Annotated in this window: 20 protein-coding genes, 2 tRNA genes, 3 rRNA genes and 1 other annotated feature; of the genes, 15 read left to right on the top strand and 10 right to left on the bottom strand. The window is 55.2% G+C overall.

Annotated elements, in window-relative coordinates; genetic code table 11:
* Positions 1-51: 51 nt before the first annotated feature.
* Positions 52-357, bottom strand: coding sequence for a hypothetical protein (locus EDY99_RS00990; protein ID WP_089196602.1), 306 nt, complete (start codon positions 355-357; stop codon positions 52-54).
* Positions 358-599: 242 nt separating this feature from the next.
* Between EDY99_RS00990 and EDY99_RS00995 the strand changes: the two genes are divergently transcribed.
* Positions 600-1,496: a helix-turn-helix domain-containing protein gene (locus EDY99_RS00995; RefSeq protein ID WP_103101724.1), complete on the top strand. Its 897-nt coding sequence runs from the start codon at positions 600-602 to the stop codon at positions 1,494-1,496.
* Between the two features lie 46 nt (positions 1,497-1,542).
* Here the strand turns inward: EDY99_RS00995 and EDY99_RS01000 are convergent, their stop codons facing one another.
* Positions 1,543-2,307 (bottom strand): YdiY family protein, encoded by a 765-nt coding sequence (locus EDY99_RS01000; RefSeq protein WP_033641933.1) that lies wholly within the window; start codon positions 2,305-2,307, stop codon positions 1,543-1,545.
* A 495-nt stretch (positions 2,308-2,802) separates the two neighbouring features.
* On the opposite strand from EDY99_RS01000, the gene EDY99_RS01005 reads away from it, so the two are divergent.
* Positions 2,803-3,879 (top strand): 3-deoxy-7-phosphoheptulonate synthase, encoded by a 1,077-nt coding sequence (locus EDY99_RS01005; RefSeq protein ID WP_016929016.1) that lies wholly within the window; start codon positions 2,803-2,805, stop codon positions 3,877-3,879.
* Positions 3,880-3,882: 3 nt separating this feature from the next.
* Complete coding sequence (gene tyrA / locus EDY99_RS01010; RefSeq protein WP_033641935.1) at positions 3,883-5,004, top strand: bifunctional chorismate mutase/prephenate dehydrogenase; 1,122 nt, start codon at positions 3,883-3,885, stop codon at positions 5,002-5,004.
* 54 nt (positions 5,005-5,058) lie between these two features.
* On the opposite strand, the gene pheA is transcribed toward tyrA, so the two are convergent.
* The 4 genes from pheA to bamD all read right to left on the bottom strand — a co-directional run bounded on the left by pheA (position 5,059) and on the right by bamD (position 7,893).
* Positions 5,059-6,216, bottom strand: a complete 1,158-nt coding sequence (gene pheA / locus EDY99_RS01015; protein WP_033641936.1) for a bifunctional chorismate mutase/prephenate dehydratase — start codon at positions 6,214-6,216, stop codon at positions 5,059-5,061.
* Between the two features lie 42 nt (positions 6,217-6,258).
* Positions 6,259-6,385: a sequence feature (Phe leader region), on the bottom strand.
* Positions 6,337-6,384 carry a hypothetical protein gene (locus EDY99_RS01020; RefSeq protein WP_101428074.1) on the bottom strand — a complete coding sequence of 16 codons (48 nt, stop codon included), beginning with the start codon at positions 6,382-6,384 and terminating at the stop codon, positions 6,337-6,339. Its footprint overlaps the feature before it by 48 nt.
* Positions 6,386-6,507: 122 nt before the next feature.
* Positions 6,508-6,849 (bottom strand): ribosome-associated translation inhibitor RaiA, encoded by a 342-nt coding sequence (gene raiA, locus EDY99_RS01025; RefSeq protein ID WP_004932457.1) that lies wholly within the window; start codon positions 6,847-6,849, stop codon positions 6,508-6,510.
* Positions 6,850-7,161: 312 nt separating this feature from the next.
* Complete coding sequence (bamD, locus tag EDY99_RS01030) at positions 7,162-7,893, bottom strand: outer membrane protein assembly factor BamD (protein ID WP_123061400.1); 732 nt, start codon at positions 7,891-7,893, stop codon at positions 7,162-7,164.
* A 131-nt stretch (positions 7,894-8,024) separates the two neighbouring features.
* Between bamD and rluD the strand changes: the two genes are divergently transcribed.
* From rluD to dkgB, 9 genes are all read left to right on the top strand, one after another.
* A complete protein-coding gene (gene rluD / locus EDY99_RS01040; RefSeq protein ID WP_004932452.1) occupies positions 8,025-9,002 on the top strand; it encodes a 23S rRNA pseudouridine(1911/1915/1917) synthase RluD in 978 nt (325 codons plus the stop codon).
* Positions 9,002-9,733 (top strand): purine nucleoside phosphorylase YfiH, encoded by a 732-nt coding sequence (gene yfiH / locus EDY99_RS01045; RefSeq protein WP_033641938.1) that lies wholly within the window; start codon positions 9,002-9,004, stop codon positions 9,731-9,733. The genes rluD and yfiH overlap by 1 nt, the downstream gene beginning before the upstream one ends.
* Positions 9,734-9,863: 130 nt before the next feature.
* Positions 9,864-12,437 (top strand): ATP-dependent chaperone ClpB, encoded by a 2,574-nt coding sequence (clpB, locus tag EDY99_RS01050; protein ID WP_025301647.1) that lies wholly within the window; start codon positions 9,864-9,866, stop codon positions 12,435-12,437.
* A 511-nt stretch (positions 12,438-12,948) separates the two neighbouring features.
* Positions 12,949-14,490, top strand: a 16S ribosomal RNA gene (locus EDY99_RS01055).
* Positions 14,491-14,578: 88 nt separating this feature from the next.
* Positions 14,579-14,654, top strand: a tRNA-Glu gene (locus EDY99_RS01060).
* Positions 14,655-14,893: 239 nt separating this feature from the next.
* A 23S ribosomal RNA gene (locus EDY99_RS01065) occupies positions 14,894-17,801 on the top strand.
* A gap of 175 nt (positions 17,802-17,976) precedes the next feature.
* Positions 17,977-18,092: ribosomal RNA gene (rrf, locus tag EDY99_RS01070) — 5S ribosomal RNA — on the top strand.
* The 16S, 23S and 5S rRNA genes sit together here with 2 tRNA genes alongside, the layout of an rRNA operon.
* Before the next feature lie 94 nt (positions 18,093-18,186).
* A tRNA-Asp gene (locus tag EDY99_RS01075) sits at positions 18,187-18,263 on the top strand.
* 214 nt (positions 18,264-18,477) lie between these two features.
* On the top strand, positions 18,478-19,281 hold the full coding sequence (gene dkgB, locus EDY99_RS01080) for a 2,5-didehydrogluconate reductase DkgB (RefSeq protein ID WP_033650993.1): 804 nt from the start codon (positions 18,478-18,480) through the stop codon (positions 19,279-19,281).
* A 47-nt stretch (positions 19,282-19,328) separates the two neighbouring features.
* Here dkgB and yafC read toward each other — a convergent pair whose 3' ends face one another.
* Positions 19,329-20,216, bottom strand: coding sequence for a DNA-binding transcriptional regulator YafC (yafC, locus tag EDY99_RS01085; protein WP_004930183.1), 888 nt, complete (start codon positions 20,214-20,216; stop codon positions 19,329-19,331).
* 105 nt (positions 20,217-20,321) lie between these two features.
* On the opposite strand from yafC, the gene EDY99_RS01090 reads away from it, so the two are divergent.
* A complete protein-coding gene (locus tag EDY99_RS01090) occupies positions 20,322-21,497 on the top strand; it encodes an MFS transporter (protein WP_046688268.1) in 1,176 nt (391 codons plus the stop codon).
* Positions 21,498-21,738: 241 nt separating this feature from the next.
* Positions 21,739-22,533: an endonuclease/exonuclease/phosphatase family protein gene (locus tag EDY99_RS01095; RefSeq protein WP_025160092.1), complete on the top strand. Its 795-nt coding sequence runs from the start codon at positions 21,739-21,741 to the stop codon at positions 22,531-22,533.
* Between the two features lie 52 nt (positions 22,534-22,585).
* Here EDY99_RS01095 and mltD read toward each other — a convergent pair whose 3' ends face one another.
* Positions 22,586-23,968 (bottom strand): murein transglycosylase D, encoded by a 1,383-nt coding sequence (mltD, locus tag EDY99_RS01100; RefSeq protein ID WP_033650995.1) that lies wholly within the window; start codon positions 23,966-23,968, stop codon positions 22,586-22,588.
* A gap of 71 nt (positions 23,969-24,039) precedes the next feature.
* Complete coding sequence (gene gloB, locus EDY99_RS01105) at positions 24,040-24,795, bottom strand: hydroxyacylglutathione hydrolase (RefSeq protein WP_047572599.1); 756 nt, start codon at positions 24,793-24,795, stop codon at positions 24,040-24,042.
* A gap of 44 nt (positions 24,796-24,839) precedes the next feature.
* On the opposite strand from gloB, the gene EDY99_RS01110 reads away from it, so the two are divergent.
* Positions 24,840-25,559, top strand: a complete 720-nt coding sequence (locus EDY99_RS01110; protein WP_116287022.1) for a class I SAM-dependent methyltransferase — start codon at positions 24,840-24,842, stop codon at positions 25,557-25,559.
* Here EDY99_RS01110 and rnhA read toward each other — a convergent pair.
* Complete coding sequence (gene rnhA / locus EDY99_RS01115) at positions 25,556-26,023, bottom strand: ribonuclease HI (RefSeq protein WP_033641944.1); 468 nt, start codon at positions 26,021-26,023, stop codon at positions 25,556-25,558. The two genes, EDY99_RS01110 and rnhA, sit on opposite strands and share 4 nt — an antisense overlap.
* Positions 26,024-26,069 lie beyond the last annotated feature (46 nt).

Genomic DNA, 26,069 nt, shown 5'->3' on the forward strand with positions numbered 1-26,069 from the left:
ATTTGGGCCGAGCGGTGCCCGGCGGGTTGCACGCCAGCTTGATTCGAAAGGTTATTTTTTTGGGGGTAACAGACAGTCTGTTTCGCTGATATAGCGCGGCAACGATTGACTGAGCGAGATGAGTTCATTGAGTGCCGCGACGATTTTCCGCCGTTCGGCATAACCCATTTCGTGAAACTTTAACCACACATAGCGTTCAGTCAGCCCGGCGTGGAAGCAAAACGTATGGCGCAGGTGCAGCGGCGCCGTGTCGTAAATCTCTTCGGCATGGTTGGGTTGCCGGGCAAACAGTGTGCGGCGGATTTCAGCAATACGCCGCAGGCCGATAGCCCGTTGCTCCTCGCTGGCCAGTAGCATGACAGCCTCCTTATCTGAATTTGATGATGGATGAATACTCGCAAAAGCAAGGTTTGGTTATCCGTCGTTTAAAGGCGAAAACTTGAGTAAACACGCTGTAAACAAAGTGATTACGCAAGATTGTTGTCGCCTTGCGGTATTTGCATTTTCATCACCCATGTCGCATCATCTTAACTAAAGCGATCGACATGCCGAGTGACGGCGAATTGATGGTACTTTAAATCGCAAAATGCGACTTGTAAATGCGAATTTCATTTTTAATCGGTGATGATATGCGTGAAGATGCAACAAACAACAACACCTCCGTGGGAGCGGTAATTGAGAGAGTTCTTTCATCTTATGGCGTTGGCACGCAGAAGGAATTGAGTGAAATCCTTGGGATAGCGCCGAATAACATCAGTAGTTGGCAACAGCGGGGTAGTGTTCCCGGATATGTCATTATCAACTGCGCGTTAACTACGGGAGCAGACCTGGCCTGGCTGATGACTGGTGAACTTGCAAATTCAAAAGTAAATCGCAAGCCTGCGTCATCTGCGCAAGGTAAAGCGCTTTACGATCGCGTTTTGGCTTCCGGCGGGAAAGGGGTATTGCGCCGCATTTTGGATGCTTACGGTTTCAATCTGCAAAAAGAATTGGGCGACCTGCTGGGTATCTCTTCAGGCACGATGAGCACCTGGGTCCGCCGCAACTACTTCCCCGGCGATATCGTGGTGACCTGTGCTCTGGATACAGGCGTCTCGCTGCTGTGGCTGGCGACGGGCCAGGGGGAGATGTGGGGTGATGCCGCATCGGCGGTTCCGGTATCCGGAGTTCGCACGATACCGAAATATCGCCTGCTCGCCGGGCAGTTGAAAGAGGGGGGGCAGTGGTCGGCAGACTGTTCTTTGATTCCTGACGGCGTGGCTCAGCCGGCTTATGTTGATGGCGGGCGCGTATCCTGGCTGGTGGATCTGGCCGTTACGCATATCGCCAATGGCCGCTGGCTGGTGGACATCGACGGTAACCTGGACGTATACGATATAGCGCGTTTACCGGGTAACCAGGTGCGGGTCAGCGGCGGCAACGTCGACTTTCAATGTTCTCCGGATGCATTGAAAGCGCTTGGCATGGTCTGGTTAACGTTGACGCCGCAGGCATAAAAAAAGCCCATCGATGATGGGCTTCGAGAAATCATGGGCGGGCAGGTTACAGGCCGTAGACCAGCGTGACCGAGGTTGTCGTGTCGGTATTCTTCGGCGCGGAGGCCGGTGGCTTGCTGTTGTAGGTCACGGTGTAAGCTACGCGCAGTGAAAAGCGATCGTTGATCGCCACGTTCAACGCGCTTTCCGAGTTCAGCGTGGTTTCTTCGTTCGCCAGTGCGGAGACGCCCTGAATGAACTTGGTGTTGTCGGTGAGCTGATAGGAATAGTTGGCCGCGCCATAGGCCAGCCCTTTGGTCGAGCGGCCGCCGCCATGGTATTCGTCATGGCGCACGCCGGGACCGAATTCCACCCGCAGGTCGCTGAGCGGCCCGTTGAGGATTTGACGGCCATAGCCGCTGGTCAGCGTGGAGCGTGAGTCGTAACCGTTGAAACGGTCGCTCAGCCAGCTGGCCTGGCCGAACAGGTAGTTGCGATCGGTCAGGTTATAGCGCGTACGGCCGCCGGCCTGATACTTTTCGGACGAGCGCACGTTGGAGGAGGTGGTGTTGTTGGCCGCCCCCCACAGGCTGTACGCCGCGTCGGTGTTGAACCAGGTCATGTTGGTGTTGGCCAACAGAGTGGAACTCTGCGAGTTGCCGGACTGGGCGTTGTAGCCCGCCTGCACGTTGCCTTCGAACGGTTTCTTGGCGGTGGCCGGATCGTCCATCGCGGTGAAAAGCGTATTGTCGGCAAGGGCTGAAACACTGGTGAAAGTCGTTAAGCAGCAAATATACAGCGGAAAAGCGCGACGAGCGCGGGAAGAGAGCATCTTGGATCCAGTTGTTAAGGGTGATTATTGTTGATGACGGTCACATTATATCGGTTCATTTCGGCGACAAAAATAGCCGCCATTAGCTTAAGTTTTTAATTTTTATCCCTCATTTATTCGCTTTTCTTCTACTTAAATTCATCGCTTTCGACGGCATTTCGTGCTGATCCTGCTTCGCCCGCCCGCCGGTGCCGAGATGGGGCGTGCATCCTCGCTGTAAAATATAATGTACAAATATGTTTACGATAAATGGCTTTGTTAGGCAGGAGGGGTTACAGCGTGATGATGGGCTGTTTAATTGTTTAATATATTGTATTTGTTTAGTTTAAATCTATTTTCGCAACCCTGATTCAAAGGTGTTTTAAGCAAGATAATGACGGTAATCTTTTATTTACGGAAAATGGATTGAAAACTTTACATATCGTGATAGGGTAGACCCCTGAAACGCTCAATGTTCCATTTCAACGCATAACGCCAAACGACAGGAATAGCATCATGCAAAAAGACGCGCTCAATAACGTACACATCAGTGCAGAACAGGTTCTCATCACGCCGGAGGAGCTGAAGAACCAGTTCCCGCTCAGCGCCGACGACGAAAATGAAATCGCCACTGCGCGTAACACCATCGCCAACATTTTGCAGGGGCGCGATCATCGCCTGTTGGTGGTGTGTGGGCCTTGTTCGATCCACGATCCGGATGCGGCGCTGGACTACGCCCGTCGTTTGAAAACCCTGGCGGCTGACTTGAGCGATCAGCTGTATATCGTTATGCGCGTCTACTTTGAAAAACCCAGAACCACTGTCGGCTGGAAAGGTTTGATCAACGATCCGTACATGGACGGTTCGTTTGATGTTGAAGCAGGCTTGCATATCGCGCGTCGCCTGTTGCTGGATCTGGTGGGCATGGGCTTGCCGTTGGCTACCGAAGCGTTGGATCCGAACAGCCCGCAGTACCTGGGTGATTTGTTCAGCTGGTCGGCGATCGGCGCGCGTACCACCGAATCTCAGACCCACCGAGAAATGGCATCCGGCCTGTCGATGCCGGTCGGGTTCAAAAACGGCACCGACGGCAGCCTGGGCACCGCCATCAACGCCATGCGCGCCGCTGCCATGCCGCATCGCTTCGTCGGCATTAACCAGGCAGGCCAGGTTTGCCTGCTGCAGACTCAGGGCAACCCGGATGGGCACGTGATCCTGCGCGGCGGCAAAACTCCGAACTACAGCGCTGAGCACGTTGCGGCCTGTGAAAAACAGATGCTTGAGGCGGGACTCCACCCGTCCTTGATGATAGATTGCAGCCATGGCAACTCGAATAAAGACTATCGCCGTCAGCCGGCGGTTGCCGAGTCCGTGGTGGAGCAGATCAAGGCGGGTAACCGCTCAATCACCGGCATTATGCTGGAGAGCCATCTGCATGAGGGCAATCAGTCTTCCGAACAGCCGCGTGCAGACATGCGTTACGGTGTGTCCGTCACCGACGCCTGCATCAACTGGGAGAGTACGGAAACCCTGTTGCGCCATATGCATCAGGAACTCGGCGCTGCGCTGACGGCCCGCACGGGAGAAAAGTAAGTTATGGTGGCAGAACTGACCGCGCTGCGCGATCAAATCGATGAGGTGGATAAAGCGCTGCTGGATCTGCTGGCGAAACGCCTGCATCTGGTAGCGGAAGTGGGCGAAGTCAAAAGCCGCCACGGTTTGCCGGTTTATGTGCCGGAGCGCGAAGCCGCGATGCTGGCCTCGCGCCGCCGGGAGGCGGAAAATCTCGGCGTGCCGCCGGATCTGATCGAAGATGTGTTGCGCCGCGTGATGCGCGAGTCTTACGTCAGCGAGAACGATAAGGGCTTTAAAACCCTGTGCCCGCAGCTGCGGCCGATCGTCATTATCGGCGGCAACGGCCAAATGGGCAGGCTGTTCAATCGCTTGCTGACGTTGTCGGGTTATCAGGTCAGGGTGTTGGATCAGGAAGATTGGCCGCAGGCGGAGCAGCTGTTGGCGGATGCCGGCATGGTGATCGTCAGCGTGCCGATCCACGTGACCGAGCAGGTGATAAGCCGCCTGCCGACGCTGCCTGCCGATTGTATTCTGGTGGATCTGGCGTCGGTGAAGAACCGGCCTTTGCACGCGATGTTGGCGGCGCACAGCGGCCCGGTGGTCGGTCTGCATCCGATGTTCGGCCCGGACGTGGGCAGCGTGGCCAAGCAGGTGGTGGTCTACTGCGACGGCCGCCAGCCGGAGGCGTATCAGTGGCTGCTTGAACAGTTGCAGGTGTGGGGCGCGCGGCTGCATCGCATCAGCGCGGCCGAGCACGATCAGAATATGGCGTTTATTCAGGCGCTGCGGCACTTCGCTACCTTCGCCTACGGGCTGCACCTGGCGGAAGAGAACGTGCAACTGGAGCAACTGCTGGCGCTCTCTTCGCCAATCTACCGGTTGGAGCTGGCGATGGTTGGCCGCCTGTTCGCGCAGGATCCGCAGCTGTACGCCGATATCATTATGTCGTCGGAAGAAAACGTGGCGCTGATTAAGCGTTACTACCAGCGCTTCGGCGAGGCGATAAAGCTGTTGGAGCATGGCGACAAACAGGCGTTTATCGAGAGCTTCCGCAAGGTAGAGCATTGGTTCGGCGATTACGCCCAGCGCTTCCTGGTGGAGAGCCGTACGTTGTTGCGGCAGGCTAACGACAGCCGGCAGTAAAACGCGGGCAGTAAACATAAAGGGTTCGGCTTGGCCGAACCCTTTTTTACAGTTTCAGGATGGGTTGACCGGCACCACGGTGTCGCTTGGGTAACAGCCCAGCACCTTCAGCGAGCGGGTGATCGGCGCCAGATCGCGCAGCGCTTTTTGCATCGCCTCGGCGCGCAGGTTGGCCTGCACATCGATATAGAACATCTCCTCCCACGGATTGCCGTTGATCGGACGTGATTCCAGCTTGGTCATGATGATGCCGTTATCGCGCAATACCAGCAGCGCTTCGACCAGCGCGCCGGATTGTTGGCCGGTCGCCATGATCAGCGTGGTTTTTGCCGGCACCTGTTCGGAGACATCGATCGCTTTGCGCGCCAGCACGATGAAGCGAGTGATGTTTTGCTGCTGGTTGGCGAGATTGTGTTCCAGCACCTGCAACCCGTACAGCGCGCCGCCGGCCTCGCTGCCCAGTGCAGCCACCTTCGGTGAATTCAGCTTGGCGACTTTCTCCATCGCGGCCGCCGTGCTTTCGGTGTATTCGATTTTCCAGTGCGGGAAGCGGTTAAGGAACTGGCTGCACTGTTGGAACGGCTGCGGATGGCTATAGACGGTTTCTATCTGGCTCAGATCGCTGTCGCCGGCGATCAGAACGCAGTGGTTGATAGGGTTAGTCAGTTCGCCGACGATCGACAGGCTGGTGTGTTGCAGCAGATCGTAGACCTCGTTTATCGAACCGGAGCTGGTGTTCTCGATCGGCAAAATCGCATAGTCCGCCTGGCCGGTTTCCACCTGGGCGAAAATATCCTGAAACTTCTGGCAGCCGCATTCGATCAGCCGATCGAAGTGGCGGGCAGCGTATTGGCGTGCCGCCAGATGTGAATAAGAGCCTTTCGGGCCGAGGAAAGCGATGCGGGCGGAATGCTGGCTGACGGGGTTGAGCTGGTGCTGCAACAGCGCCTGCTGGGTCAGAACGGAGTCTTCAATGATCAGTTGGAACAGGCGGGTGACGTAGAAACCGTCCAGGTCGTAAGGCTTGGCGGCGGCGATCAGCGCATCCAGCAGATCGCGTTCGCGCTCTTTGTCACGGATCGGGCGGTGAGAGTGCAGCTTAGTCTTGCCGACTTCGATCGCCAGCTCACGGCGTTCCGCCAGCAAGGCCAACAGTTTCAAGTCCAGTGCGCTGATGCGCTCGCGCAGCACCAATAACGGGTTGTCAGTCATAATCAGCTTCCGCCTTCAGTTCTTATTCGTTGTAAAACAGCCATAAAAAAAGCCCCCTGTTTCCAGGAGGCCTTGTTGTTCGTCTTCGCATTCTTTCTCACACGACGAAACGCCTCCCAGTCAGGGGAAGGTAAAAAAGAATGCGAAGAAAAACGGTGTGCGTGGCATGGTCTACCTAAGGTTAATGCGAACAGGTTTTAAAGTAACCGCTGGTTTTTACCTCGTCAACAAAAATACCCGACAAAAAACGCGCCCTCGGGCGCGTTTGATGCGGCAATCGCTGTCGGACGGTTATTCCTGCTCTTGCGTGACTTCCGGCACGATGTCTTTCACGCTGGCATTGCAGCGGCGCGCTTCGCCTTTGTGCTGCACCTTGTTCAACTGGCGCTCCAGTTTGGCGATCAGCTCGTTAACGGCGGTATACATGTCATCATGTTTGGCGCTGGCGACCAGCGGGCCGTTAGGCGTGGTAATGGTAGCGTCGGCGACAAACCCTTGCGGCTCTTTGGATAAGACGATATGCGGGTTAATCAGCTGGGTCTGCCATTTTTCCAGTTTGGTGAGACGGTCTTCGACGTGATTGCGGATTGCGGGAGTGATATCCATTTGTTTGCTGGTAATGTTCAATGTCATATAACTTACCTCTCTGTCTTTCCGTCTTGGTGAATCCAGCATACCCCGCTTTTTGTTTAAATGCGTGATGTAAATCACGATTTTTTGTCACTTTTTGCAAAGTTAGTTCAATCTGTGATTCAGCATTTGAATTGGCTATCTAATGCTTGAGAGTTGCCGCCGGATGGCGCATTATCGATGAGTTGACCGGTGAGGAGCGCTAGCTAACACCGTGTTTTTACTTGTGTATTTTTCCAGTAAAAACCAGGTCGACGCCAATGAAAACGGCAGCCTTGGCTGCCGTTTGGTTTTTCTGCCGCTGCCGACGCGCGCTTATTGTGGGTTGGCGGCGATCACTTTGGCCACTTTGTCAGCCTGGCCGTTCAGCTGCAGCTGCCTGTAGGCATTTTCCATCAGCGGCAACACGTCATGCGTCGCTTTGGTATCCGGGAATTCACGCAACATCTGCTCGGCGCGATTAACGACCGCGACGTAAGCACCACGTTTAGTGTAGTATTCCGCCACCGAAAGCTCATACTTGGCCAAACGATCTTTCAGATACACCAAACGCTTGTTGGCGTCGGTCGCGTATTGGCTGTTCGGGTATTGCTGAATCAACTGGCTGAAGTCGCGGAACGCAGCGCGAGCGTGCTGAGGATCGCGGTCCGAACGGTCAACCCCGAAGAAGCCCTGCAGCGCGCTGTCATCAAGCGCCATGTCGGTCAGGCCGCGCATGTACATCACGTAATCGATGTTCGGGTGCGTCGGATTCAGGCGCATGAAGCGATCGATGGATGCCTGAGCCATTGGCAAGTCGGCAGCCTTATAATAGGCGTAAATCAAATCCAGCTGGACCTGCTGGGAATACGGCCCGAAAGGATAGCGGTTATCTAACGCTTCGAGTTGCGTAATCGCGCCCTTGAAGTTACCGTCCTGCAGTTTTTGCTGCGCGGTAGCATAGATTTCCGAAGGCGGGTTGTCGGGAACCGCATCCTTGGATGTGGAGCAACCTGCCAGCGCCAGGCTCAACGTGGCTGCCGCCACCAGATATTTCATACGCGTCATGACGTTTTGATTATCCTCAGGGTGTTATTCCGGGAGACTGTCCGTTAAGCTCCCGACAAAGACCAGGTACAATAGCACATTATATTAAACGGCATCGCCGTGAAAACCCAACGTTAACGAAGAAGCTGCATATGGCACAACAAGTACAACTCACCGCAACGGTGGCCGAATCTCAACTCGGACAACGTTTAGATCAGGCTTTGGCCGAATTGTTCCCTGATTATTCACGATCTCGCATAAAAGAGTGGATCCTGGGCGATCGGGTGAAGGTCAATGGCAAAACGTCAAACAAACCGAAAGAGAAGGTGCTGGGCGGAGAGACAGTCGCCATCGATGCACAGATAGAAGAAGAAGCGCGTTGGGAGCCGCAGGATATCGCGCTGGATATCGTCTATGAAGACAGCGATATCCTGGTGATCAACAAGCCGCGCGATTTGGTGGTGCACCCTGGCGCCGGTAACCCGGACGGCACGGTGCTCAATGCGCTGCTGCATCACTACCCGGAAATCGCCGACGTGCCGCGTGCCGGCATCGTGCACCGTCTGGATAAAGACACCACCGGCCTGATGGTGGTGGCGAAAACCGTGCCGGCGCAAACCCGGCTGGTGGAGGCGCTGCAGGCGCGCGAAATCACCCGTGAATACGAAGCGGTGGCGATCGGCACCATGACGGCAGGCGGTACGGTAGAAGAACCCATCGCGCGCCATTCCACCAAGCGCACTCACATGGCGGTGCACCCGATGGGTAAGCCGGCGGTGACGCACTATCGCATTATGGAGCACTTCCGCGCGCACACTCGTCTGCGCCTGCGCCTGGAAACCGGCCGTACTCACCAGATCCGCGTGCACATGGCTTACATTAGCCATCCGCTGGTGGGCGATCCGCTGTACGGCGGCCGTCCGCGTCCGCCGAAAGGCGCTTCGGAGGCCTTCATCAACACGCTGCGCGGCTTTGACCGCCAGGCGCTGCACGCTACCATGCTGCGTTTGTATCACCCGATCAGCGGCATCCAGATGGAGTGGCATGCGCCGCTGCCGCAGGACATGGTTGATCTGATCAACGCGCTGAAGGCGGACACCGAAGAATTCAAAGATCAGATGGACTGGTAATGCGCTCGCTCATTCTGCCCGACTGGCCGTTGCCTCCCGGCGTTAAAGCTTGCAGCACCACGCGCGATGGTGGCGTCAGCCTGCCACCTTATGACTCGCTGAACCTCGGCGCTCACGTGGGTGACGAGGCGCAAGCGGTGAAGCGCAATCGGGAAAGGTTGGTTACCGCCGCCGGCTTGCCGCAGATGCCGGTATGGCTCGAGCAGGTGCACGGCACCCGCGTGGTGACGTTGACGGGACAAGCGCCCGCCGATCTGCGGGCGGATGCGGTGTACAGCAACGTGCCGGGTCAGGTGTGCGCAGTGATGACGGCGGATTGTCTGCCGGTGCTGTTCTGCTCGCAGCAAGGCGACGAAGTGGCCGCCGCTCACGCCGGTTGGCGTGGGCTATGCCACGGCGTGCTGGAGCAAACCGTGGCGGCGTTCAGCGCCGCACCGGGCCAAATCAGCGCCTGGCTGGGGCCGGCGATCGGCCCGCAGCAGTTCGAGGTCGGGCCGGAGGTGCGCGCCGCTTTCATGGCGGAAGACGCTGAGGCCGCAGCGGCATTTACCCCGCATGGCGATAAGTTTTTGGCTAATATCTACTTGCTGGCTCGCCAACGCTTGTTGCGTGCGGGCGTTCAGGCCATTTATGGCGGCGACCGCTGTACGGTTAACGAAATGAGCCATTTTTTCTCCTATCGACGCGATGGAATAACCGGACGTCTGGCAAGTTTAATCTGGCTGATATAACCTATTGAATTAGGACGATCCAACGACGCATGGCGTTGTACCGAAAATTTAGCGTCGAGATAACCTTGAAAATTTGAGGGATGACCTCATTTAATCTCCAGTAGCAATTTCGACCCATCTTGGAGGTGTTATGCGTCTGGATCGTCTTACCAACAAATTCCAGCTTGCCCTCGCCGATGCCCAGTCACTAGCCCTTGGGCACGACAACCAGTTTATTGAACCGCTACATCTGATGAGCGCCCTGCTCAATCAGGAAGGGGGCACGGTTCGTCCACTATTAACTTCCGCAGGTATCGATGCCGGGCGTGTACGCACCGAGATCGAACAGGCGCTGTCCCGTTTACCGCAGGTAGAAGGCACCGGTGGCGACGTTCAACCGTCCCACGAGTTGGTGCGCGTTCTGAACCTGTGCGACAAGCTGGCGCAAAAGCGTGCGGACAAATTCATTTCTTCCGAGCTGTTTGTGCTTGCGGTGCTGGAAGACCGCGGCTCGTTGACCGACTTGTTGAAAGCGGCCGGCGCGACGGCCGATAAAATCAGCAAAGCCATTGAACAAATGAGAGGCGGTGACAGCGTGGAAGACCAAGGCGCCGAAGACCAACGGCAGGCATTGAAGAAATACACTATCGATCTGACCGAACGTGCTGAGCAGGGCAAACTTGACCCGGTGATCGGCCGTGACGAAGAGATCCGTCGCACCATTCAGGTGCTGCAACGCCGTACCAAAAACAACCCGGTGTTGATCGGCGAACCTGGTGTGGGTAAAACCGCCATCGTCGAAGGCCTGGCGCAGCGCATCATTAACGGCGAAGTGCCGGAAGGACTGAAGCACAAGCGCGTATTGTCCCTCGATATGGGCGCTTTGATCGCCGGCGCCAAATATCGCGGCGAGTTTGAAGAGCGTCTGAAAGGCGTGCTCAACGATCTGGCCAAGCAGGAAGGCAGCGTTATCCTGTTTATCGACGAACTGCACACCATGGTCGGCGCCGGTAAGGCGGATGGCGCGATGGACGCAGGCAACATGCTGAAGCCGGCGCTGGCGCGCGGCGAGCTGCACTGCGTTGGTGCCACCACGCTGGATGAATACCGTCAATATATAGAGAAGGATGCGGCGCTCGAACGTCGTTTCCAGAAAGTATATGTGGCGGAGCCGAGCGTGGAAGACACCATTGCTATTCTGCGCGGCCTGAAAGAGCGTTACGAACTGCACCACCACGTGCAGATAACCGACCCGGCCATTGTGGCGGCGGCAACGCTTTCGCACCGCTATATCGCCGATCGTCAATTGCCGGACAAGGCTATTGACCTTATCGACGAAGCGGCGTCCAGCATTCGCATGCAGATGGACTCCAAGCCGGAGTCGCTCGACAGGCTTGAGCGCCGCATCATCCAATTGAAACTGGAACAGCAGGCGCTGAATAAAGAGTCTGACGACGCCAGCAAGAAACGCCTGGACATGCTGAGCGATGAGCTGGGGCAGAAAGAGCGCGAATACTCGGAGCTGGAAGAAGAGTGGAAAGCGGAAAAAGCGTCGCTCTCCGGCACCCAGAATATCAAGGCAGAACTCGAGCAGGCCAAAATCACCCTGGAGCAGGCGCGTCGCGTCGGCGATCTGGGGCGGATGTCGGAACTGCAGTACGGCAAAATCCCTGAGCTGGAAAAACAGCTCGCCGCCGCCACGCAGGCCGAAGGCAAGAGCATGAAGCTGCTGCGCAACCGGGTGACCGATGCGGAGATTGCCGAAGTGCTGGCGCGTGCCACCGGGATCCCGGTCGCAAGAATGCTGGAAGGCGAGCGCGACAAGCTGCTGCGCCTGGAACAAGAACTGCATTCGCGAGTGATTGGCCAGGACGAAGCGGTCAGCGCAGTCTCCAATGCGATCCGCCGCAGCCGTGCGGGGTTGTCCGATCCTAACCGACCGATCGGTTCGTTCCTGTTCCTCGGTCCGACCGGGGTAGGGAAAACCGAGCTTTGCAAGGCGCTGGCTTCGTTCCTGTTCGACAGCGACGACGCCATGGTGCGTATCGATATGTCCGAGTTTATGGAGAAACACTCCGTTTCGCGTCTGGTCGGCGCGCCTCCGGGCTATGTCGGTTATGAAGAGGGCGGCTACCTGACGGAAGCCGTACGTCGCCGGCCTTATTCGGTGATTCTGCTGGATGAAGTCGAGAAAGCGCACCCGGACGTGTTCAATATTCTGTTGCAGGTGTTGGATGACGGCCGCCTGACCGATGGTCAAGGCCGCACCGTCGATTTCCGCAATACCGTGGTGATCATGACGTCCAACCTGGGTTCCGATCTGATCCAGGAGCATTTCGGTCAGATGAACTACGCGCAGATGAAAGAGTCGGTGATGGAGATGGTGAGTCACCACTTCCGTCCAGAGTTCATCAACCGTATCGACGAAGTGGTGGTGTTCCACCCGCTGGGCGAGAAACACATCGCCGCGATCGCCAAGATTCAGTTGTCGCGTCTGTACAAGCGTTTGGAAGAGCGCGGTTACGAAGTGACCATGACCGAACCGGCCCTGGCGCTGTTAAGCAAAACCGGCTACGACCCTGTATATGGCGCACGCCCGTTGAAACGCGCTATTCAGCAGGAAATCGAGAACCCGCTGGCGCAGCAAATCCTGTCCGGCAAGCTGATCCCCGGCAAGCTGGTAACGCTGGATGTGGAAAACGACCATATCGTTGCCCGACAATAACGGCAATTAAGGATAATAAAGATGAAAGGGAGCGGGTGACCGCTCCCTTTTCTTTACCTTCGTTTGTCCCTGTTTACAGGGTTTGCCGCTATTACTGTGCTAAAACCGGTATTTTCTGACTAATAAACATCCTAAAAAGGCGTTTTTGGTGATTATTTGAACGCTTGAAAAGTTTTTTGCATTTAGGGGTTGCGGCCCGCCGAGAACTCCCTATAATGCGCCTCCACTGACCGGGAACAACGACTGACAAGCCGCCGGGTCAGCGAGAAGAAAGCGAAATAAACGCTTGACTCTCCGGGTGAAAAGCGTAATATACGCAGCCCGCGCCGATGAGTTTCTCGGCACTGCTCTTTAACAATTTATCAGACAATCTGTGTGGGCACTCCACAAGACGATATCCAGCATCTTCGGATGCAAAAAAATATCAAGTCTTGAAGAGTGACTAACTGAAGTAAAATTCATGCAGTAAATCTTTGAGCATCGCTTCTCGAGTGGAAGCACATCAAGCTTTTAATTGAAGAGTTTGATCATGGCTCAGATTGAACGCTGGCGGCAGGCTTAACACATGCAAGTCGAGCGGTAGCACAGGGGAGCTTGCTCCCTGGGTGACGAGCGGCGGACGGGTGAGTAATGTCTGGGAAACTGCCTGATGGAGGGGGATAACTACTGGAAACGGTAGCTAATACCGCATAACGTCGCAAGACCAAAGAGGGGGACCTTCGGGCCTCTTGCCATCAGATGTGCCCAGATGGGATTAGCTAGTAGGTGGGGTAATGGCTCACCTAGGCGACGATCCCTAGCTGGTCTGAGAGGATGACCAGCCACACTGGAACTGAGACACGGTCCAGACTCCTACGGGAGGCAGCAGTGGGGAATATTGCACAATGGGCGCAAGCCTGATGCAGCCATGCCGCGTGTGTGAAGAAGGCCTTCGGGTTGTAAAGCACTTTCAGCGAGGAGGAAGGTGGTGAGCTTAATACGCTCATCAATTGACGTTACTCGCAGAAGAAGCACCGGCTAACTCCGTGCCAGCAGCCGCGGTAATACGGAGGGTGCAAGCGTTAATCGGAATTACTGGGCGTAAAGCGCACGCAGGCGGTTTGTTAAGTCAGATGTGAAATCCCCGGGCTCAACCTGGGAACTGCATTTGAAACTGGCAAGCTAGAGTCTCGTAGAGGGGGGTAGAATTCCAGGTGTAGCGGTGAAATGCGTAGAGATCTGGAGGAATACCGGTGGCGAAGGCGGCCCCCTGGACGAAGACTGACGCTCAGGTGCGAAAGCGTGGGGAGCAAACAGGATTAGATACCCTGGTAGTCCACGCTGTAAACGATGTCGATTTGGAGGTTGTGCCCTTGAGGCGTGGCTTCCGGAGCTAACGCGTTAAATCGACCGCCTGGGGAGTACGGCCGCAAGGTTAAAACTCAAATGAATTGACGGGGGCCCGCACAAGCGGTGGAGCATGTGGTTTAATTCGATGCAACGCGAAGAACCTTACCTACTCTTGACATCCAGAGAACTTTCCAGAGATGGATTGGTGCCTTCGGGAACTCTGAGACAGGTGCTGCATGGCTGTCGTCAGCTCGTGTTGTGAAATGTTGGGTTAAGTCCCGCAACGAGCGCAACCCTTATCCTTTGTTGCCAGCGGTTCGGCCGGGAACTCAAAGGAGACTGCCAGTGATAAACTGGAGGAAGGTGGGGATGACGTCAAGTCATCATGGCCCTTACGAGTAGGGCTACACACGTGCTACAATGGCGTATACAAAGAGAAGCGACCTCGCGAGAGCAAGCGGACCTCATAAAGTACGTCGTAGTCCGGATTGGAGTCTGCAACTCGACTCCATGAAGTCGGAATCGCTAGTAATCGTAGATCAGAATGCTACGGTGAATACGTTCCCGGGCCTTGTACACACCGCCCGTCACACCATGGGAGTGGGTTGCAAAAGAAGTAGGTAGCTTAACCTTCGGGAGGGCGCTTACCACTTTGTGATTCATGACTGGGGTGAAGTCGTAACAAGGTAACCGTAGGGGAACCTGCGGTTGGATCACCTCCTTACCTAAAGATATTAGTTCGAGTGGCGTGCTCACACAGATTGTCTGATGAAAAAGTAACGAGCAAAAGCGTCATAAAAGTACGGTGTCGTGTCCCCTTCGTCTAGAGGCCTAGGACACCGCCCTTTCACGGCGGTAACAGGGGTTCGAATCCCCTAGGGGACGCCAAGCTTCCGACCCACCCGGTGAAAGCGGCGGTCTCAAGTATCTGACGATACACCATATCTTAAAGATGACTTCCGAGTCATGTTTAAGATATTGCTCTTTAACAATCTGGAACAAGCTGAAAATTGAAACATGACGGCTGAAATTTATCCCTCCGTAGATGTATTGGGATGAAGAGTAACCTGTCATAGAGTCTCTCAAATGTTTGCAGCGCGAACGATGGAAACATCTTCGGGTTGTGAGGTTAAGTGACTAAGCGTACACGGTGGATGCCTAGGCAGTCAGAGGCGATGAAGGGCGTGCTAATCTGCGAAAAGCGTCGGTAAGGTGATATGAACCGTTATAACCGGCGATACCCGAATGGGGAAACCCAGTGTGTTTCGACACACTATCATGTCATGAATACATAGTGGCATGAGGCGAACCGGGGGAACTGAAACATCTAAGTACCCCGAGGAAAAGAAATCAACCGAGATTCCCCCAGTAGCGGCGAGCGAACGGGGAGGAGCCCAGAACCTGAATCGGCTTGTGTGTTAGTGGAAGCGTCTGGAAAGTCGCGCAGCAAAGGGTGATAGCCCCGTACACTAAAATGCACAGGTCGTGAGTTCGATGAGTAGGGCGGGACACGTGACATCCTGTCTGAATATGGGGGGACCATCCTCCAAGGCTAAATACTCCTGACTGACCGATAGTGAACCAGTACCGTGAGGGAAAGGCGAAAAGAACCCCGGCGAGGGGAGTGAAATAGAACCTGAAACCGTGTACGTACAAGCAGTGGGAGCACCTTCGTGGTGTGACTGCGTACCTTTTGTATAATGGGTCAGCGACTTATATTTTGTAGCAAGGTTAACCGTATAGGGGAGCCGTAGGGAAACCGAGTCTTAACTGGGCGACTAGTTGCAAGGTATAGACCCGAAACCCGGTGATCTAGCCATGGGCAGGTTGAAGGTTGGGTAACACTAACTGGAGGACCGAACCGACTAATGTTGAAAAATTAGCGGATGACTTGTGGCTGGGGGTGAAAGGCCAATCAAACCGGGAGATAGCTGGTTCTCCCCGAAAGCTATTTAGGTAGCGCCTCGTGAACTCATCTTCGGGGGTAGAGCACTGTTTCGGCTAGGGGGCCATCCCGGCTTACCAAACCGATGCAAACTCCGAATACCGAAGAATGTTATCACGGGAGACACACGGCGGGTGCTAACGTCCGTCGTGAAGAGGGAAACAACCCAGACCGCCAGCTAAGGTCCCAAAGTCATGGTTAAGTGGGAAACGATGTGGGAAGGCATAGACAGCCAGGATGTTGGCTTAGAAGCAGCCATCATTTAAAGAAAGCGTAATAGCTCACTGGTCGAGTCGGCCTGCGCGGAAGATGTAACGGGGCTAAACCATGCACCGAAGCTGCGGCAGCGACGCTTAGGCGTTGTTGGGTAGGGGAGCGTTCTGTAAGCCGTTGAAGGTGGCCTGTGAGGGTTGCTGGAGGTATCAGAAGTGCGAATGCTGACATAAGTAACGATAAAGCGGGTGAAAAGCCCGCTCGCCGGAAGACCAAGGGTTCCTGTCCAACGTTAATCGGGGCAGGGTGAGTCGACCCCTAAGGCGAGGCTGAAAAGCGTAGTCGATGGGAAACAGGTTAATATTCCTGTACTTGGTGTTACTGCGAAGGGGGGACGGAGAAGGCTAGGCTGGCCGGGCGACGGTTGTCCCGGTTTAAGCGTGTAGGGGGTGTGACCTGGTAAATCCGGTTGCATACTAACCCTGAGGCGTGATGACGATGCACTACGGTGCAGAAGTAGTTGATGCCCTGCTTCCAGGAAAATCCTCTAAGCTCCAGGTAACATTAAATCGTACCCCAAACCGACACAGGTGGTCAGGTAGAGAATACCAAGGCGCTTGAGAGAACTCGGGTGAAGGAACTAGGCAAAATGGTGCCGTAACTTCGGGAGAAGGCACGCTGGCATGTAGGTGAAGTCCCTTGCGGATGGAGCTGAAGCCAGTCGAAGATACCAGCTGGCTGCAACTGTTTAATAAAAACACAGCACTGTGCAAACACGAAAGTGGACGTATACGGTGTGACGCCTGCCCGGTGCTGGAAGGTTAATTGATGGGGTCAGCCGCAAGGCGAAGCTCTTGATCGAAGCCCCAGTAAACGGCGGCCGTAACTATAACGGTCCTAAGGTAGCGAAATTCCTTGTCGGGTAAGTTCCGACCTGCACGAATGGCGTAATGATGGCCAGGCTGTCTCCACCCGAGACTCAGTGAAATTGAACTCGCTGTGAAGATGCAGTGTACCCGCGGCAAGACGGAAAGACCCCGTGAACCTTTACTATAGCTTGACACTGAACATTGAGCCTTGATGTGTAGGATAGGTGGGAGGCTTTGAAGCGTGGACGCCAGTCTGCGTGGAGCCATCCTTGAAATACCACCCTTTAATGTTTGATGTTCTAACTCGGCCCCATAATCTGGGGTGAGGACAGTGTCTGGTGGGTAGTTTGACTGGGGCGGTCTCCTCCCAAAGAGTAACGGAGGAGCACGAAGGTTAGCTAATCACGGTCGGACATCGTGAGGTTAGTGCAAAGGCATAAGCTAGCTTGACTGCGAGAGTGACGGCTCGAGCAGGTACGAAAGTAGGTCTTAGTGATCCGGTGGTTCTGAATGGAAGGGCCATCGCTCAACGGATAAAAGGTACTCCGGGGATAACAGGCTGATACCGCCCAAGAGTTCATATCGACGGCGGTGTTTGGCACCTCGATGTCGGCTCATCACATCCTGGGGCTGAAGTAGGTCCCAAGGGTATGGCTGTTCGCCATTTAAAGTGGTACGCGAGCTGGGTTTAGAACGTCGTGAGACAGTTCGGTCCCTATCTGCCGTGGGCGTTGGAAGATTGAGAGGGGTTGCTCCTAGTACGAGAGGACCGGAGTGAACGCACCACTGGTGTTCGGGTTGTCATGCCAATGGCATTGCCCGGTAGCTAAGTGCGGAAAAGATAAGCGCTGAAAGCATCTAAGCGCGAAACTTGCCTCAAGATGAGTCTTCCCTGGGCCTTCAAGGCCCCTGAAGGAACGTTTAAGACTAAGACGTTGATAGGCTGGGTGTGTAAGTGCAGCGATGCATTGAGCTAACCAGTACTAATGATCCGTGAGGCTTAACCTTACAACACCGAAGGTGTTTTTAGAGAGACAAAATCGTCGGGAACGATTTTGAACAACGAGGAGCGTTGGCCCCGAAGGGGTGAGTATCAGGATGATACGAATAATTTTCAGCGACGTTCCAAGATTGGTTCTGATGGCTTCACGGAAGTGAGGCGGTTGGAATGAAACAGAATTTGCCTGGCGGCAATAGCGCGGTGGTCCCACCTGACCCCATGCCGAACTCAGAAGTGAAACGCCGTAGCGCCGATGGTAGTGTGGGGTCTCCCCATGCGAGAGTAGGACACTGCCAGGCATCAAACAAACGTTATCAGTGTGACGACTGGTAATGCGCAAATCGCAGAGCGCGATATTGCCGGCATCGAAAGATGCAACGTAAAAGAATCGGTGGAGCGGTAGTTCAGTTGGTTAGAATACCTGCCTGTCACGCAGGGGGTCGCGGGTTCGAGCCCCGTCCGTTCCGCCACTTAATTGATAAGCCCTGAGTCTCTGACTCAGGGCTTTTTCATATCTGAATTTTGCGCTTCTCAGGCTGGAATTGTCCCTCCTGACAGCCTTGCTTTCTCCATATTGTTGCCTTTAGATCAAAAGTCTTATGCCGAACCAGGCGTTTTTGATCAATAAAAAAGTTGCCATAATCTTCCTCATACCGCATCTACCCGTTAATGAGAGAAAACATTATGAGCATCCCTGCATTTGGTTTAGGTACTTTCCGCCTTCAGGATCAGGTTGTTATCGATTCTGTCAGCACCGCACTCGAGCTGGGCTATCGCACTATCGATACCGCACAGATCTATGAAAACGAAGCGGCTGTTGGCCAGGCTATCGCTGCCAGCGGTGTGAAACGTGAAGACCTGTTCATCACCACCAAGATTTGGATCGCGAACCTGGCGAAAGGCGCGCTGATCCCAAGCCTGCAAGAAAGCCTGAAAAAACTGCAAACGTCCTACGTTGATCTGACGTTGATCCACTGGCCGTCACCCCACGACGAAGTGCCGGTTGCCGAATTTATGGCTGAGCTGCTGGAAGCGAAAAAGCTGGGGCTGACCCGTCAAATTGGCGTATCTAACTTCACCATCGATTTGATGCAGCAAGCGATTGACGCGATTGGCGCCGATGAAATCGCCACCAACCAAATCGAGCTGTCACCGTTCTTGCAGAACCGCAAGGTGGTCGAATTTGCACAGCAGCACGGCATCGCCATCACCTCTTACATGACGTTGGCCTACGGCAAAGCGCTGCAGGATGAAACGATCAAAAGCATCGCTGCTCGTCACAATGCGACCCCAGCACAGGTGGTCCTGGCTTGGGCATTGAAGCTGGGTTATGCGGTGATCCCTTCCTCGACCAAGCGTGAAAACCTGGCGAGCAACCTATTGGCACAGCAACTGACGCTGACCGACGAAGATATGGCGCAGATCGCCGCACTGGAGTGCAACGGCCGTCTGGTTAGTCCGGAAGGCCTGGCGCCAAACTGGGATTAATCATTCCTCGCAGTAGTCAGCATAAGGCGTCCATCGGGGCGCCTTTTTTATCGTTTCAGGTATTCACTCACAAAATCAATAAAGCTGCGCAGACGGTTGCTGACGGCGCTGTCGCTGTAGTAAACCGCGTTGATCGGCATGGCGACCGGCAGTGTCGCTTCCACCAGAATCGGGACCAAATCTCCACGTTTGATATCTTCGTCGCTCATAAAGTCGGACAGGCAGGCGATACCGTTGCCATGCAGACAGAGATGGCGCTGGGTTTCTCCACTATTGGTGGTCAAACCGGGGGTGATTTCCAACTGGCTGCCATCTGAACAAGCCAGTGGCCAACGGTTCAAGCTGGGCAGGTCGTTGAAACCGATACAGCAGTGATGTGCAAGATCTTCTACCGTTAGCGGCGTGCCGTGCTGAGCCAGATAAGCGGGGGAGGCGAGCACATGTCGGTAGCTGGTCATCAGTTTGCGTGCTTTCAGCGTAGAATCGGTCAGCTCGCCTACGCGGATCGCGATATCCACTTTTCGCTCGATCAGATTGATAAAGTTTTCCGAAGACACCAGCGATAACGACATTTCTGGATAACGTTCGCGGAACTCGGCCACTAAAGGCGTCAGCATATGCAGCACCACCGGCGTTGCCGCATCGACGCGCAGCAGGCCTTGCGGGCGCTGGCGGCTTTCCATCAGCGCATTTTCCGCCGCGGCCATGTCGTTCAGTACCTTCTGCACCTGGCGAAAGTAATTCTCTCCTTCCTGAGTCAGGCTGATTTGGCGCGTGGTGCGGTTGAGCAACGTTACGCCCAGTTTGCTTTCCAGTTTTTTCACCGTTCGGCTGACTACGGAGTTCGCTTGTTCCAGGCGTTCGGCCGCCCGGCTGAAGCTGCCGCTTTCTACGACGGTGACAAAGGTGATCAACTCGTCAGAGTTTGCTTTCATTTTTGCTCCGATAGCAAAGTTAATTTGAAATTTTGAGCATTTTTATCATTTAAGCATAGGCCGATAATAGCCGTCATCAACTTGAATGCTATTTCGGAGTAAAAAATGCCACTCGCATTACTTGCCTTAACCATCAGCGCTTTTGCTATCGGCACGACCGAGTTCGTGATAGTCGGGTTGATCCCGACTATCGCGGAGCAGCTTGGGGTGACCGTACCGTCCGCTGGATTGCTGGTGACTATCTATGCCCTCGGCGTGGCCATTGGTGCGCCGGTGCTGACGGCCCTGACCAGCCGCATACCTCGCAAACTGCTGCTGGTTGGCCTGATGGTGCTGTTCACTCTCGGCAACCTGCTGGCCTGGCAGTCACCCAGCTATGAATCGCTGGTAGTGGCTCGGTTGTTGACCGGCCTGGCTCACGGCGTGTTCTTCTCTATCGGCTCCACTATCGCCACTAGCCTGGTGGCGAAAGAGAAGGCGGCCTCCGCCATCGCCATCATGTTTGGTGGCCTGACGGTGGCGTTGGTGACCGGCGTACCGCTGGGGACGTTCATCGGCCAGCAGTTTGGCTGGCGTGAGACCTTCCTGGCCGTTTCTCTGATTGGCGCTGTCGCCACGCTGGCCAGCGTTATTCTGGTACCGAGCAATATCAAGAACCAGGGCAGCGCCGGCGTGCGGGAACAGCTGAAAGTGCTGACTCATCCTCGTCTGCTGCTGATTTACGCGATTACCGCATTGGGATACGGCGGGGTCTTCACGACCTTTACCTTCCTTGCGCCGATGATGCAGGAACTGGCCGGCTTCTCTGCTCCGACCGTGAGCTGGATACTATTGGCTTATGGCGTCGCGGTGGCGGTGGGTAACATCTGGGGAGGCAAGCTGGCCGATCGTCATGGGGCCGTGCGTGCGCTGAGCTTTATCTTTGCCGCGCTGGCCATTTTGTTGCTGGTGTTCCAGTTTACCGCCAGCCACAGTATTGCCGCGTTGCTGACGGTGATTGTGATGGGCGTGTTCGCTTTCGGCAACGTGCCGGGGCTGCAGGTGTATGTGGTGCAGAAAGCCGCGCAATACACGCCAAATGCGGTGGATGTGGCGTCCGGTCTCAACATCGCGGCGTTCAACATCGGCATTGCGCTCGGCTCGGTGATTGGCGGCCAGACCGTTGCCTCACTGGGGCTGGCGCAGACCCCCTGGATTGGCGCGTTGATCGTGGTGGTTGCATTGTTACTGGTTAGCTTCAGCGGTCGCCTGGATAAAAAGTCTCAGCTGCAAACGGCTTAATACGTAAAACTCTTGCTGCCTGGCCCGCATTTTGCGGGCCTTTTCGCATTTTTCACCTATTACCCCTCACCTTTACACAGCTATACCGTCAGAAGATTGAAATCGCTGCAGGCGGCCCCTATAACTGAAAAGGTGATGCCCGCAAAAGCCATGCCCTCTATGCAGGGTAGGCGTATAATCAATTCATCGTTGGCGAGTGTTCATCGCCAGTTTTCATGTTAATGGGTAATAGGCGAATCGCGTGCCGAAACGAACTTATGCAATGAGGTATGTTGCAGGTCAGCCAGTTGAGCGAATCTTTCCTGGTGCCGTTAACCAGCCGTTGCCGCCAGGGGCGGCGCTGCCGACGACCGGCGCCCTGCGCGTCATGGTATGGAATATTTTCAAACAGCAGCGAGCCGACTGGCTTTCGGTGCTGAAGAACCATGGCAAAGACGCGCAGCTGGTATTGTTGCAAGAGGCGCAAACCACGCCAGAGTTGGTGAGCTACGCTACCGCCAACTATCTGGCGGCCGATCAGGTGCCGGCCTTTGTGCTGCCGCAGCACCCTTCCGGCGTGATGACGCTGGCTGCCGCTCATCCTGTTTACTGTTGCCCGCTGCGTGAGCGGGAGCCGCTGCTGCGGCTTTCCAAGTCGGCTCTGATCACCGTTTATCCGCTGTACAACGGCGAGCTGTTGATGGTGGTGAACATCCATGCGGTGAACTTTAGCCTAGGCGTCGACGTCTACAGCAAGCAGTTGGGGCCGATAGGCGAACAGATCGCCAGTCACCGGGGGCCGGTGATTATGGCGGGGGATTTCAACGCCTGGAGCCGCAAGCGCATCAATGCGCTGTATGACTTTGCCGGAGAGATGGCGCTGCGCGAGGTGAGTTTCACCGACGACCATCGCCGCAAGGCCTTCGGTCGTCCACTGGATTTCGTATTTTACCGCAATCTGGGAGTGGTGGAGGCGTCGGTGCTGGTGACCAGCGCATCGGATCACAACCCGCTGTTGGTGGAGTTTCATCCGGAGAAAGACTCGCCGGTATGGTGAATCGCAGCTAATAAAAAAGCACCCCGAAGGGTGCTTTTTTTGTGCCGAACATTTAAGTATCCGGCGTCATCTTGTTGCCGACAAACAGGGTCAGCTTCAGACCTGGCTGCAGGTTGCCTTTGGCGAGCGTTGAATTCCAACGCATCACGTCGTTAATATCGACGCCGTGACGACGTGCGATACTGGCGAGCGAATCACCTTTACGAACCTGGTAGGTGATACTGCTGTTACTGCCAGTATTGCTGGCCACTTGCAGGGTTTGCCCAACTTTTAAGGCGCTCTTGGCGCGTAAGTTGTTCCAACTCTGCAAATCGCTGGTCTTAACGTTCAGCCGCTTGGCTATGGCCGATAAGGTGTCGCCGGAGCGAACTTTATACGAACTGCCACCGGACAAACCGCTGTTCTTCGCCAACTGCGTCGTTGGCTGAGTCACGGCGATCTGGCCATCGGCCAGCGAGTCTTTCAGCTGATCGGCATGCCCTTTGGGAACCATGATGTAATGGGGCCCGTTGGGTGCCGTAACGCCTTTTTTGTAGCCTGGGTTATACGCTTTCATCTTGGTGACTGAAAGCCCAGCCATCTCAGCCGCCTGAGTCAGCTGGATCTGCTGCCCGACATCGATACGAGCCAGCGCACGGGTTTCATCCGTTTTCGGGAGTTTCACGCCGTACTTCTTGCTGTTCTTGATGATGTCGCTCAGCGCCAGCATTTTCGGGACATAGATTGACGTTTCACGCGGAAGCGACAATGCCCAGAAATTGGTTGGCTTACCCTGGCGTTTGTTTGCCTTCACCGCTTGCATCACGCGGCCTTCACCACTGTTATAGGCGGCTACGGTCAGTAACCAGTCGCCGTTAAACATGCGGTTCAAGCGCTGCATCATGTTAAGCGCAGCGGTTGTCGAGGCGACGACATCGCGTCGACCGTCATACCACTGATTGTTTTTCAAACCATAATTGCGACCCGTTTGCGGCACGATTTGCCATAGCCCTGCGGCGTTGGCACTTGACGTGGCGTGTGGGTCAAAAGCGCTCTCCACTATGGGTAGCAGTACCAGTTCCATCGGCATATTACGTTTCTTAATCTGCCCGACTATCCAGTACATGTACGGCTCTGCCCGTAATGTTACATCGTGGAGATAGCTCTTACTTTTTAAGTACTTTCTTTTCTGATCACGGATCCGGGAATTTTCCGGAACCTCCATCTTCAGCTCGTCGCTAATGAAGTTCCACAGGTCCTGTTGCGCGGCGGGACTGTTGTTATCCAACCACCGCGCCGAGCTCGCTCGGCCATTTCCTGTGTACTCTCCTGCTTCACCATCTTGACCAGCCGAAGACAAACTCTGTGCATGCTGTTCTGGCGCCGGTGCGTCCTGCCTGGACGACTGGCAACCCACTAGCAAGACCGAGGCGAGAAATATCGCTTTAGCCTTCATGTGTGTGTCAATGTAGTTGCTTAAAAGACGAGCAATAATACTTTGCTTCGCCAAATAACACAACTAAAAGCTTAGAAGTTATCTTTCCGCAGGCGTAATTCGGAAAAAACTGAATGAAGGCTTTCTGGTGGTGAATTAAAGCCTAATTTATTTTGTAAATCAGTGTCATGGCAACGTAAAAACAGGTTAATTTTGCGCTCTAATTGCAATGTGGTCGGCACGCTAGCTTGGCCTTTTGCCCTTAACGCTTCAACATGTTGTTGATATGTTTCAATCTCTCGATCTTCCGGCAAAATAGCCCGCGCAAACTTAAGATTTGAAAGAGTATATTCATGCGCGCAGCAAATTAAGGTGTTATCGGGAAGTTGCGCGAGTTGTTGAAATGAGTCGTACATTTGTTTTGCGGTGCCTTCAAACAGCCTGCCGCAGCCGGCGGAGAAAATGGTGTCGCCGCAGAACAGATAAGGGGCACTATAGAATGCCACATGGCCCAGCGTATGGCCGGGAACGGCGATAGTCCTGTATTGGCGGCCATCGATATCAAAGGTGTCGCCGTCGTGGACGACGTGGTTGGCGCCTTTGCCAGCGGTTTCCTGCGGCCCGTAGACCGCCAGGCCCGGGTATTGTGAGACAATCTGCGCCACGCCACCGACGTGATCGTGGTGGTGGTGGGTCAGCAGGATCGCCGACGGCGCCAGCTGCAGGCGCTGCAGCGCCTCGAGCACCGGCCGCGCTTCACCCGGATCGACGATAATGCAGCGCCCCTGCCGGTCATCCAATAACCAAATGTAATTGTCCTGGAAGGCGGGAATGCTGATAAGATTCATGGTGTACCTCTCGTTGGCAACGGCTTGAAAGAAGATAATAAATCATGAAACCAGCCCATACTCTACAAAAGCTCACCGGCCCGCAGTCCTGGGCTGAGCTGCCGTGGGGGGAGTACTATCGTGAAGCGCTCGAGCGGCAGTTGCAACCCTGGTGGCCCAAGCTGTTCGGTTTCCATCTGCTGAAGATGGGCATGCTCAGCGCCGAGCTGGCCACGGATAAATGCGCAATCTCCCACCAGGTCAACGTAGGGCTGGAGGGGGAAGGGCTGCAGGTGATCGCCGACGCCTATCAACTGCCGTTCGCCGTCAAATCGGTGGATGCCTGCCTGTTGGCACATACGCTGTCCTACGCGGACGATCCGCATCGGATGCTGCGTGAGGTGGATAGGGTGTTGATCGACGACGGCTGGCTGGTTGTCAGCAGCTTCAATCCGTTCAGCCTGCTGGGATTGGGCAAACTGGTGCCCGGATTGCGCCATCGTCAGCCCTATGTCAGCCGCATGTTTACCCAGATGCGGTTGTTGGATTGGCTCAGCCTGCTGAATTACGAGGTGTTGCACCAGGCGCGTTTTCACGTGCTGCCGTGGCAGCGCAAGGGCGGCAAGTTTTTATGCACCCATTTGCCGGCGCTGGGCTGCATGAGCGTGATTGTGGCGCGCAAGCGCACCTTGCCGCTGACGCCCACGCCGATGAAACTGGGGGCGAGAAAGCCGTCTCTCAGCCGCGCGGTGGGCGCGACCAAGAGTTATCGCAAGCTGCCTTAGGCTTCCGGTTGGTAGCCGACGTCATCCTGCGTCGGTTTACCCGCCGCCTCGCGCGCCAGCTCGTCGCAGCGTTCGTTCTCCGGATGGCCGGCGTGGCCCTTGACCCACTCCCATTTAACGGTGTGGCGCTGAATGGCCTGATCCAGCCGCTGCCACAGATCGACATTCTTGACCGGTTTTTTGTCGGCGGTTTTCCAACCGCGTTTCTTCCAGTTATGGATCCAGCTGGTAATGCCCTGGCGCACGTACTGGCTGTCGGTGCTGAGCGTCACGGCGCAAGGCACCGTCAGCGCTTCCAGCGCCACGATCGCCGCCATCATTTCCATGCGGTTATTGGTGGTCAGACGAAATCCTTCGCTGAAGGTTTTTTCCGTCTGCTTATAGCGCAGTATCGCGCCGTAGCCACCGGGGCCAGGGTTGCCAAGGCAGGAGCCGTCGGTGAAAATTTCTACCTGTTTGAGCATCTCTGGTAGACTCTTCCTATCAGTTTTATAAAAGCCAAGTCTGACA

Origin of the sequence: Serratia sp. LS-1, from assembly GCF_003719595.1 — a bacterium.
Lineage (GTDB): Bacteria > Pseudomonadota > Gammaproteobacteria > Enterobacterales > Enterobacteriaceae > Serratia > Serratia ureilytica.

What these genes read in the sequence shown, in the direction of transcription:
- clpB (WP_025301647.1), top strand. Translation starts at nt 9,864, where the DNA reads ATGCGTCTGGATCGTCTTACCAACAAATTCCAGCTTGCCCTCGCCGAT.
- yfiH (WP_033641938.1), top strand. Translation starts at nt 9,002, where the DNA reads ATGCGCTCGCTCATTCTGCCCGACTGGCCGTTGCCTCCCGGCGTTAAA.
- rluD (WP_004932452.1), top strand. Translation starts at nt 8,025, where the DNA reads ATGGCACAACAAGTACAACTCACCGCAACGGTGGCCGAATCTCAACTC.
- EDY99_RS01005 (WP_016929016.1), top strand. Translation starts at nt 2,803, where the DNA reads ATGCAAAAAGACGCGCTCAATAACGTACACATCAGTGCAGAACAGGTT.
- mltD (WP_033650995.1), bottom strand. Translation starts at nt 23,968, where the DNA reads ATGAAGGCTAAAGCGATATTTCTCGCCTCGGTCTTGCTAGTGGGTTGC.
- bamD (WP_123061400.1), bottom strand. Translation starts at nt 7,893, where the DNA reads ATGACGCGTATGAAATATCTGGTGGCGGCAGCCACGTTGAGCCTGGCG.
- EDY99_RS01110 (WP_116287022.1), top strand. Translation starts at nt 24,840, where the DNA reads ATGAAACCAGCCCATACTCTACAAAAGCTCACCGGCCCGCAGTCCTGG.
- raiA (WP_004932457.1), bottom strand. Translation starts at nt 6,849, where the DNA reads ATGACATTGAACATTACCAGCAAACAAATGGATATCACTCCCGCAATC.
- EDY99_RS00995 (WP_103101724.1), top strand. Translation starts at nt 600, where the DNA reads ATGCGAATTTCATTTTTAATCGGTGATGATATGCGTGAAGATGCAACA.
- gloB (WP_047572599.1), bottom strand. Translation starts at nt 24,795, where the DNA reads ATGAATCTTATCAGCATTCCCGCCTTCCAGGACAATTACATTTGGTTA.
- pheA (WP_033641936.1), bottom strand. Translation starts at nt 6,216, where the DNA reads ATGACTGACAACCCGTTATTGGTGCTGCGCGAGCGCATCAGCGCACTG.
- dkgB (WP_033650993.1), top strand. Translation starts at nt 18,478, where the DNA reads ATGAGCATCCCTGCATTTGGTTTAGGTACTTTCCGCCTTCAGGATCAG.
- EDY99_RS01000 (WP_033641933.1), bottom strand. Translation starts at nt 2,307, where the DNA reads ATGCTCTCTTCCCGCGCTCGTCGCGCTTTTCCGCTGTATATTTGCTGC.
- yafC (WP_004930183.1), bottom strand. Translation starts at nt 20,216, where the DNA reads ATGAAAGCAAACTCTGACGAGTTGATCACCTTTGTCACCGTCGTAGAA.
- EDY99_RS00990 (WP_089196602.1), bottom strand. Translation starts at nt 357, where the DNA reads ATGCTACTGGCCAGCGAGGAGCAACGGGCTATCGGCCTGCGGCGTATT.
- EDY99_RS01090 (WP_046688268.1), top strand. Translation starts at nt 20,322, where the DNA reads ATGCCACTCGCATTACTTGCCTTAACCATCAGCGCTTTTGCTATCGGC.
- rnhA (WP_033641944.1), bottom strand. Translation starts at nt 26,023, where the DNA reads ATGCTCAAACAGGTAGAAATTTTCACCGACGGCTCCTGCCTTGGCAAC.
- tyrA (WP_033641935.1), top strand. Translation starts at nt 3,883, where the DNA reads ATGGTGGCAGAACTGACCGCGCTGCGCGATCAAATCGATGAGGTGGAT.